Genomic DNA, 10,807 nt, shown 5'->3' on the forward strand with positions numbered 1-10,807 from the left:
GACATGAATAACCCATAACTTGATTTTTTTCTATGGAAAAACGACGTGTAACACGAGCGAATGAAATTATTCGCCAACACACTTTTGGCCAAAAGAAAGTTAGCTTTGGCCTAAATGATCCCAATGACCTGCAATCATGTCCTTGTGAGCTCAACGAAAACGTCCCTGTTTTCGAAGGCCTCAGCCATATCGACACTTAGTTATAAAAGCGCAAACTCTCAGCATTTGAGTTTTCAAATTTAAAAACACAGCTCTAAACACCTACCAACACTTTTATCGTTTGGCACGACTGTGCAGATAACTAATGCAATAAAATTAACCTACCTGTAACATCGTCAAATACAGAAAGCCGCTTAATGTAAGGTTTAAAATATGACAATGCTCCCTAAAATCATCAAATCGTCCTTGCTCAGTTGCACTCTATTTGCACTGACACTGGGCAACTTGGCTAGCGCTGACGATAGATTTAAAGATGTCGAAATAAAACCCATAAAACTCAGTGAAACGACCTACATGTTTGTTGGCTCTGGCGGCAATATTGGTGTTTCCGCAGGAACCGATGGCATACTTATTATTGACGACCAGTTTGCCCCACTTGCCGACAAAATATCTGCAGCGCTTAATCAAATTCAAGCTGGAGCGCCAAAATTCATTATTAACACCCATTACCATGGCGATCATACTGGCGCCAATGCACACTTTGGAAAAAATGGCACCATTATGGCGCACCATAATGTGTTAAAACGCTTGGCTTCAGACAGTAAAACGACAGCTGATGCATTGCCAGTTATTACTTTTGAACAAGGCATTACGGTACATTTTAATGGTGATGCTTTAAAGGTTCGCCATATGGGACCTGGCCACACCGATGGAGACAGTGTGGTTATATGGAGTAACGACAATATCGTTCATATGGGCGATCTATTTTTTAAGGATAAATTCCCCTATATCGATTTGAACGCTGGCGGTTCTGTTGAGGGGTATCGAGATAATGTTGCAGCAGTATTGCGTGACTTAGACGCACAAACCAAAGTCATTCCAGGTCATGGTGCGTTAGCTAACAAAAGTGATTTAACACGCTTTAAACACATGTTAGATGCATCAATTAACTGGATGAAAGACCAAAAAGCATCAGGCCTAACCTTAGATCAATTAAAGGCAACAGGTATGCCTGAAAAATGGAAAGACTGGAGTTGGAAATTTATCTCTGAAGAACAATGGATAGAGACCTTGTACCAAGGCCTCTAGCATTTAAATCCATAATACCAATTTATCCTACAAAGATAACATCAACATAATATGAGGGTGTTAGCACCATTAGCAGCGTTAAAATATTGCCACTCGTCAATTATATGGCGTATTATTTTACAACTGACTTGCGATCCCTCTAATCCTTCCTAGAATTTAACCATTAATCTTTCGCTATCACAGTACTGACACAGCATTCCTCTAAGGGAATATCGTGAACAAATTCCAGCATAAAGTAGATATCATTTATAGAGATATTTTAATACTCGATCTCACAAGTGAAAGGATTTGCTGCGGAGAAGAACTTAAACAATTTCATTGGCGCTGTTTCCATGCCAATACGCTTTCGGCTGCTATAAAATCGTTGCAAAAATATAATTTCCATGTCGCTATAGCGCTGATATCAGCGACTCAGCTGCAACGAGTATTGCATACTATCAACGCGCTTAATGAGGCCCAAGACAACCTCATATGGGTGGCTATATCGGTGGACAGCACGCTTGATAATGATCAATTAGCATCGTGTCTACCCCGTTACTTCACCGACTATCATCATCTACCCATCGACTGGGAACACTTCAACCAAACATTAGGTCATGCCTATGGTATGGCGCGATTAAAGCAACAAAGTCCACCGCCAGTTAATCACCTTCACCATGAAAACCCGTTATTAGGTAACTCAGGCCTGATCAATACACTAAGATCAAATATAGCTAAAGTCGCTAAGGTCGATGAGGCGGTTTTAATCAGTGGAGAAACGGGCACGGGTAAAGGCCTGTGCGCACATTTGATTCATAGCCAATCAAAACGTAGCAATGGTCCATTCATTACCATCAATTGCGGGGCTTTACCTGCCAGTTTGATCCACTCAGAGCTGTTTGGCCATGAAAAAGGCGCCTTCACTGGCGCCGACAAACAATATATTGGCCACATAGAACGAGCTAACAATGGCACTTTGTTTCTTGATGAAATTGGTGATCTTTCATTAGAGTCGCAAGTGAATCTATTACAGTTTCTGGAAGAGCACATCATTGAACGCTTAGGTGGCAGTAAAACAATTACCATTAATTGTAGGATTATATTCGCCTCTCATATTAACTTAGAAACCGCAATCGAAGAGGGACGTTTCCGAGAAGATCTCTACTACCGGATCAATATATTACATCTTCATGCGCCTAGCCTCAGAGATCATAAAGCTGACATTACATTGCTCGCAAAGGAGTACCTTCATCAATATAGTCCTACCCACCAACCATACGCCCTTATACCGCAAGCGATGGCGGCGATGCTTGAGTATGAATGGCCAGGCAATGTGAGAGAGCTTAAAAATCGTATACACCGTGCCATTATTATGGCCGAGAGTGAAAATTTAAGCGAAACGGACTTAGGGATCAAAGTTCCAAAATATCCGTTAGATGGAAGCGACATCGTCAACCTAGCGCAACATAGAGTTGAGATAGATACAGAACTGCTACTAGACGCTATCAAACGTAATGACCACAACATATCAGCCGCCGCGCGCGAACTAAAAATATCCAGAACGACTTTTTATCGTCTCATTAAAAAATGCAAAATCAAACTCTAGCAATAGCAATAGCAATAGCAACCCACATTCATTTAGACATCGAGGATCGCGGCAATGTTAAGATATAAAAAACAATCTATTGTGTTAATACTGACATCGCTATTTATTGTAGCTTGCCAGCCACAAGGTGACGCAAAATTAAAAGAGGAGATAAGCTCACTCAAGCAAGACGTTAGCCTATTGAAAAAGGATATCAGTCGCATAGGCAGCCAAGTTAACGATATACATACCATCGCAATGAGCTCACAGAAACCGCAATATAAAACCTTGCCCACTCAAACTGACTTAACGGCAAATGGCACTCTGCCCTTATTGGGCGAAAAAACCGCACAACTTGCCATTATTGAGTTTTCTGATTACCAGTGCCCTTACTGCAAACGTTTTATCGACCAAACCTTTCCTAAACTTAAATCCAGTTACATCGATACCGGTAAAGTTCAATACCTGACTCGAGATTTCCCGTTAAATTTTCACCCAAAAGCCAAGGGGGCCGCGATAGCCGCAAATTGCAGTCTACAACAGGGTGCATACTGGTCTATGCGTGATTCACTATTTGAAAATATGAAGCAACTCAGTGATGAGGTATATCAACAGGCAGCCACCAGCTTATCCTTAGACATGAACAAATTTAGCAGCTGTCTGCTCGATGAAGCGATAGCAAGCAAAATACAGCAAGATGTCGCCTACGGCACTTCCTTAGGGATTAGAGGCACGCCAAGCTTCATCATTGGTAGAGTTGAAAACAATCAATTGATAAGTCCAAAACTTGTCGTTGGCGCGCAAAGTTATGAAACCTTTGCCTTACTTATCGATGACCTGCTCGCAAAGCCTGCAGCAAACGATTAATGAGCCACAGGCAAGAAGGCGCTATCGGTTAATCCGTTGCAATATTAGATTGCACAATGCCAGTACAGTTCATATCAATCTCTTACTGGCAATTGTCCTATCAATAACTCTACATCAACGGATTATCACCTTGATAACAGCTCAATTCGGTGATTAAGATCCGGTACTGTAAAATCCGTTAAAGGGCCAGCCATTACCCTAGCCGCTAAACCCACTTAACTACAGAGCTGCTATTTATAAAGCTCTATTGCACTGACTCTATGACTCCAGCCTGACTTTCACTATTACCCAAGCCAAACTGCCCCGCTGCTCATTAAATTTAAAACCGAGCTAAAGTTACGTCTACCACGACCCACAACCCGAATATGATCAATATATTTCCAATTGATATTTTCAACCTATTCTGCAAAACAACAATTGAGCCAGTCTGTTTACTCTGTATTACAACAGCAACTGTAACAGGCGTTACAGCGCCAATGTGAACAGCTTTACAACCAAATCATTTACAAACAACCACTTAAGATAAATCTTCATTAGCCGCTGTTACATCAACGATACAGAAGTGCATTAAAAACGCAGCCGATTAAGTTTTTAATCAACATATTCAATAACCTACCAAAACGGCCTAACGCTTGCTTACTCTTTAACCATAAGTTTGAAATAAACCTCACTGTAACCCAGTCATAAACGCTTGTTTCAGCCAGGTAATCAGCCTTATCGGCAATATGCCAACCATGGCGCAACCATGCTTTTACGCCAAATATTGAAACACCCCAAGCAACAACTTTGTTTAAAGTTGTTAATAAACAACAAGTAATTAGCACGTTTTATCCGTATTCACTTATAGGATGGTAAATATTATGAAACGATTTAAATGCAAACAGCTTATCAGGGCGCTAGGTATTGCGCTGATAAGTACAACAAGCCTCTATGGTGTCACGAGTCTGACGACCGCCAACGCTGGCGCCTACGACTGGCTCGCTCTGAACGAACCGACTGAAAAGTACTGTATGGCCGATGCCTACCTCATGAAAGATGGCAATAAGCTAGCGCAGGATGCACTTAACTGTACCGCAAATGACGTCGAGATCACTAGGGTGACACCGACCGACCCTAGCGCGGAATGTAACTTAGGTGACGTATTCTCCTTCGAGGCAGATGTGACCGTACGAACCAACGCCAACGCGCGTTGGGATACCACCTTCTATCTCCCTTTGACAGATGCAAGCCCTCAGGTCGTGCATGGTCCCGGTCTGCGTGACTGTAGTATGATCTTACCGATCCCGGGTGACAGTGGCGAGACCGCTGATGTACAGTTAGACGGCGATCAATGTGGTGACATCACCAAGGCAAATGGCCCAGATGAATACGTACTACAGGGTGAGACCATCACCATGCTGTGTGCGGATGGTGATCAGGACAATCGCGCCGACTTCACTTACTGTGCGGCTTGGGATAACATCGAACGAAGTAATTGTACCTATGGAGAAGATCCATACGCTGGGCAGATCCCCAACAACAAATCCAAATGTAACTGTGACACCTTTAATATCGATGTCTTTATTAAACCAGCTCCACCAACGGTAATTAAAGCACTAGCCATTGGCCACCCATCATCTCGCGCTGAGCCAGGCGGCACATTTGACTATACCATGACCTTTACTAACCCTAATGCGCAGACCTCACTGTTTATCACATCACTCACTGATGAGATTGATATTGGCGGCGAAGGAACCTTCGACAGAACGGTCGATCTGTGGGGTGGTCTAGATACTGTCTTGCCTTTGGTAGACGGTGTGTACCTGACTGCAAGCAACTGTTCACAACCTGCTAACGGCGGTGAAATATTGCCTAGCGCCTCATACAGTTGTGCCTTCACGGTTCATATTGTCGACAGAGACTTGCCCGATGATCAAAGCCCTGAGTTCTATGATGACTTAGTCAAGCTAGCTCTGTTGGATAAGAACGGTGATATCGTCACTGACGGTGATAGCTGTGCAGCTATTCCAAGTAGCGTTGCAGGCGATCACTGTAGTAACGAAGTCACGGTACAGATCACCAATCTGGCACCGGCGATTACCGTAACCAAGACCGCTAACCCAACGGAAGTCTTGGAACCGGGTGCTAATGTTCTGTTTACCATTACGGTCGACAATGATGCCCAGTTCTGGGATTCTCCACTGACGCTAACCGCGTTAAATGACACCGTATTTGGTGATCTTCTAGCCGATGAGTGTTCCGCACTTTCCACCAGTATCGCCGAAAATGGTACTTACACTTGTACCTTCACTAAGTTCATTGGCGGCAATGCGGGCGATCTGCACTCCAATGTAGTGTCAGCTACAGCGGTAGATGATGAGCTTGATCAAGCAACGGGTAATGACTCAGCAATGGTTGATATCCGCGATGTGCCATCGTCTATCACCCTGGTTAAAACAGCGACACCAACCGAGGTACTAGAAACCGGTGACGATCCAAACAACTATAGCGATGTTAGCTATAACTTTACCTTTACCGTTAACGCTGCAGGTGTGGATGATGTGACCTTCAGCAGTCTTGTCGACGTGCCATTCGGTATTCTAACCGGTGACTGTATGGTCGACAGTGTGAATGGCAATCCTATCGCTGACACAGCCCTTAGTGGCTTTGTATTAGAACCTGGCGATTATGCAAGTTGTGATATCACCAAGAGTCTGCAAGGTAACGCCGGTGACACCCATCTAAATACGGCCACCATCAGAGGTGTCGATGAAGACGGCCAAGATGTGGACGCATCGGATGACGCTCTTGTGACCTTTACACCACTGGCTCCAGATACTGATATGGCGTTTGCCACCAGTATGCTAGTAGTGCTAGAGCTATCTAATGGCGGTTTCGAAGATGTGACCTTAACAGATCTTACTGTTATGGGCGTTGACGTTGTCGATGGTGCTGCAGGTGCTGACTTTATTTTCCGTAACGCAATAGGCGGTGAACATGCAGGAGTTTCCTATTCGGCTTGTGCCATAGGAACAGTGCTTGGTTACAGTGGCTCGGGTACCGATACCTATAGTTGTGCCTTTACCTTAGAATTAAGGCCTGGAATCGAGAATACTGATGCTATCAGTTTCTTAGCTGGAGGTGTTAACGGCGTAGTCGCAATCGTAGCAGACGATGAAGGCACGGAAGTAATCAACGGCGTTTCCGTTGAAGTTAATACCATTGAGTAACAGATAGCACTCAAAAGTTAACCATAATTCAAATGTGACATAGCAAGAGGGCGACGGTAATTACCGCCGCCCTCTTTATATCGCAATCGATAAGAATTGACTTAAGATGTAAACGATATCACAGACTATTTTTTACCATTGCCATGACCATTTCCATTACCACCGCTAGAACCGCTCAGGCTAAGGCTAACCGAAGCCGTTGCCGTCATATCACCATCGCTAATGGTATAGCTAAAACTGTCGCTGCTCTTAAAGCTCTTTGCTGGTGTATATAACACCTGACCACTGCTAGTGATTTGTACACTGCCTTTTGCGCCTTGGCTCACCGAGACGATAATAAGCTCATCGCTTTCTGCATCCCAATCATTGGCAAGTACATCGATAACCACCGAAGTTTTAGATGACATGCTGACACTGTCATTAACCGCAACAGGGGCCGTATTAGCAATCGATTTAACCGTATAACTGACACTGTCACTGCCTAAATAGCTTGTGTCAGTGGCATTTTGCGCATTAACTGCGATGTTAAATGAACCCTCGGCCGTTACTGCATCAGAGGTGATGCTAATATTCACCACAGCACTGGCACCGGGTGCGAGGTTCACCTTGGTATTACTCGCGCTCCAGCCTGTAGGGACATCGGCAAATACATCAAAACTGGCCTCCAAACAGGTTTCACTATCGTGACTGGTCACAGTAGCACTGTAACTAACCTGCGTGCCGGCTACCACTTCTGCTCCCTGAGGATTCGACACCACAATAGTAGGCGCTGTTTGCGTACATGTCGCGAGTGGGTTTGATACGGTATAACTCGCTAAATCATTGCCTATATAGCTATTTTCTACGCTATTTTGAGCACTTAAATCGAAATCATAAGTGCCGTCTTTAGCCACTGTGGATGACTCCACATTTAAGCTAATATTGCGGCTCTCACCCGGTGCTAAACTCACCACAAGGTTGTCAGAGCGCCAATCGGCAGGAACGTTAGCTGTCACATCGAAATCACTACTGGCACAGCTGCTACTATCCTGACTGGTTAATGTGCCGCGATAGGTTGCTATTGCTCCCGATGCGAGCTCACCACTGCTGTCGACCGACAAGGTAAATCTTGGGCTAGCCATTACGCACACCGCTGCTGGAGAGTCCACAACATAACTCACCATCCCCGTCTGAGCGTAGTTGCGATCACTAAGGTCTGCTGCACTGATTGCAATATCGTAAAAACCATCGGCTGCGGTACTTGATGAGTTCACATTAAGTGTCACTGTACCACTCTGCCCTGCTGATAAACTGAGGCTCTTTTGTGTCGCCGTCCAGCCATTAGGAACAAGCGCTGACACATCATAATCAGACATTGCACAGTCAGCACTGTCATTGTTGGTGACCGATACACTATAGGTCACAGCAGTGCCCGCCTCTACCCAAGCACTTTCATTAGGTAGCAATGACAAACTTGGATTAGCCTTAACGCAGCTTAGACCTGAGTAGCTAACATTGACGCTCGCTCCGGTAGTATCGGTCCATTCAGTCGTTATCGTCACGCCAGCATCAAGATCTTGATAACTGGTGCCAGCCAACAATGCTGCATCATCGAAATCATTAAGGCCGCTGTTAGGTGTCATATCGAGTAACAGGTTACTCTGCATGTCGTTCTCAGTCGCCAGATGCAATACCACGCCATCTGTTATACCGCTCATATCGGCTAAGAAACTGTCGAAACCAATTGCCTGACGATACTCGAGGTAATACCACAGCGGTTGACCAGTAACAGCATCGTTACCGCGGCGTACTCTAAGTGCCTTGGCTGCACCCGTCGGTGCTGTCTCATAGGCATCCAACAGATAGTTACCATCACTGCTTGCAGTGATAACTTCGCCCGCTGAAGAGGTGATCCAACCGAGTTGCTGCTTACTAAAAGCATTGAAATGGCCTGTGATTCCAGATTTACCCATGATATCCATAGTATCGCCATATTCAAATGACAAACAACGACCCGCTAATACCCCATCAGAACAATCAAGATCTTTGGCATGATGTAGCCCAAGGTTATGGCCAAACTCATGGCCAACGGTACGCAGGGTCATCGAGCCATTGATGAAAGCACGTGAAGGATTGCCACCGATTGTTCCCTGGCCCGTCCAGCCACAATTAGTGTTCTCGGGATAGATATACACCCAGCGATCATAACTCGCGGTATCTATGCCACTATCGATAACCGCCTGACGTCCATAATTGTCGATTGAGTTGGTGCTACACGTTGCATCAATCGGCAAGGTGAAATAGCCATTTACATCACCACTGAGCCAAGTTTGGCCGTAAGATGCTTCTTGGTAAAAGTTGTTGACGGTACCAAAGACTAACTCCTCAGCCTCCTTTACAGTCCAAGGCTCGCTGGTGTTGTCCTGAAAGTTTACCAGAATAACCAGTGTACGTTGCTCACCCAATGTACCCGACAATGTAGTCTCGCTGACACTGGCTATCGCCGTATCAGCGAGAAGTTGTAAACTCGTTAGCTCATCATTGAGCACTAAAGCTGAATCAATTTGATCGGCATCAGAGCCGTTGAACATCCAGCCTGTAGCTTTAACACGAACGCCCGTTTTCAGTTCATCAAATTTGCTATTCTTGGACAGGTGCAGATCAACGGGCCCGGTATCTGTCATTAACGAATGACGCAGGTGACCTTGACTGCCATCTTCATAATCCACGTATACCACTTCCAACTCACCCTTAAGCTCACGCTTCTGAGTCAACATAGCCAGAATGTCCTCCGGCATACCGGCTCTGGCAGATACTGGCAACACTGCACGCACTGCCGCAGAGGGATCGGTTTTAACTAAGTCGATGAGCAGAGTTTGGCGGGCCTGAGTGTACGCAATTAACTCTTGCTTAAGCTGCTTCTTATTTGATTTTTTCGCACGACGAAACTCAGCCATACGATTAGCAAGCATCAAGGTCTGTTCTTCGACTTGTTGCTTAGAAACTTGTTTATCTCTAGTTTGGCGGTTTGCTTGACCTTGGGCTGAAGCTCTCTCATGAGCTCCGACTCTAGCATGTGTTTCTTCGTGTGCAGATGAAGCAAACGAAGATGCGGAAAAAGTGATGGCTGAAAAAACCAGTAATGCCGTGGCTGGGAACTTTAAAAAATTGGCAGCCGAGTTCGATGCCACTATGGCATTTTCTTTGTTCAAAAATCATTTCCCCTAAAAGTAAAACTTACCTAACTAAATCGATCTAATGACAGATTTCTTATTTTGAATTTTCTGATACAAGGATTATTAAATCATCATGTGCAGAGAGCTATAGCGCATGCTAGCTCTGGGCTGACCAGTAAAAACTGACGGCATACTAGCAAAGGAGTTGGCGGAACAACAAATGAATATGGTTAAATTTTGATCGATCGCTCATTTTTTAACCTGACTGTTCGCTAAGTAATTGAAAAGGTATAGCTGGCCAAGTCTGTTTGATTTTCGAGCTACCATGATAGAGAATTGTTATCAGATATTAAGCCTAGATACGTCAAAAAGTATCATTTTATGATGACTCGTTTTAACAACTTCAGATATTCATTTTATAAATAGAGGGTTACGCGAGCGGGTTGTACGTGCTGAGTCACGACTAAGCCACATTGGAGTGGCGGAAAGTAAAAAGCGCTAAATAGCGCTTTTTTGTAATATGTCACTCCAGTGCCAAAATTTGTCCTATCAGTAAGAGGTCTGAAAATGGCTCATAATGGGATTAACTTTCAGTCAGCGGCACGGCCTTGTTTTCAAGCAATACAGGAATGCCTTCATTGATCGGGTAAGCAATTTTATCGAACTTACAAATAAGCTGATTATTTTCTTTATTATATTCAAGCTTTCCTTTGCACGTTGGACAAGCAACAATTTCGAGTAATTTTTTATCAAATGCCATGCTG

The 10,807-nt window shown here is 44.4% G+C and carries 7 protein-coding genes; 5 read left to right on the forward strand and 2 right to left on the reverse strand.

Annotated features, from left to right (window positions below):
• Positions 1–32 precede the first annotated feature (32 nt).
• From CXF86_RS22700 to CXF86_RS07305, 5 genes are all read left to right on the forward strand, one after another.
• The gene (locus tag CXF86_RS22700; RefSeq protein ID WP_180961027.1) at positions 33–200 is read left to right on the forward strand and encodes a hypothetical protein; all 168 of its coding nucleotides are present in this window, start codon (positions 33–35) and stop codon (positions 198–200) included.
• A gap of 172 nt (positions 201–372) precedes the next feature.
• On the forward strand, positions 373–1,248 hold the full coding sequence (locus CXF86_RS07285; RefSeq protein WP_180961028.1) for an MBL fold metallo-hydrolase: 876 nt from the start codon (positions 373–375) through the stop codon (positions 1,246–1,248).
• A 214-nt stretch (positions 1,249–1,462) separates the two neighbouring features.
• Entirely contained in the window at positions 1,463–2,833 is a 1,371-nt protein-coding gene (locus CXF86_RS07290; RefSeq protein ID WP_102038680.1) for a sigma-54 dependent transcriptional regulator, read from the forward strand.
• Positions 2,834–2,887: 54 nt separating this feature from the next.
• Positions 2,888–3,679, forward strand: a complete 792-nt coding sequence (locus tag CXF86_RS07295) for a DsbA family protein (RefSeq protein WP_102038681.1) — start codon at positions 2,888–2,890, stop codon at positions 3,677–3,679.
• 860 nt (positions 3,680–4,539) lie between these two features.
• On the forward strand, positions 4,540–6,888 hold the full coding sequence (locus CXF86_RS07305) for a hypothetical protein (protein WP_257985309.1): 2,349 nt from the start codon (positions 4,540–4,542) through the stop codon (positions 6,886–6,888).
• Between the two features lie 125 nt (positions 6,889–7,013).
• Here CXF86_RS07305 and CXF86_RS07310 read toward each other — a convergent pair whose 3' ends face one another.
• Both CXF86_RS07310 and CXF86_RS07315 read right to left on the reverse strand, forming a co-directional pair.
• Positions 7,014–10,079, reverse strand: a complete 3,066-nt coding sequence (locus tag CXF86_RS07310) for an Ig-like domain-containing protein (protein ID WP_102038684.1) — start codon at positions 10,077–10,079, stop codon at positions 7,014–7,016.
• Between the two features lie 547 nt (positions 10,080–10,626).
• Positions 10,627–10,803, reverse strand: coding sequence for a Trm112 family protein (locus tag CXF86_RS07315; protein WP_102038685.1), 177 nt, complete (start codon positions 10,801–10,803; stop codon positions 10,627–10,629).
• Positions 10,804–10,807 lie beyond the last annotated feature (4 nt).

The sequence above is a fragment of the Shewanella sp. GutCb genome (genome assembly GCF_002836135.1).
Classification (GTDB): Bacteria; Pseudomonadota; Gammaproteobacteria; order Enterobacterales; family Shewanellaceae; genus Shewanella.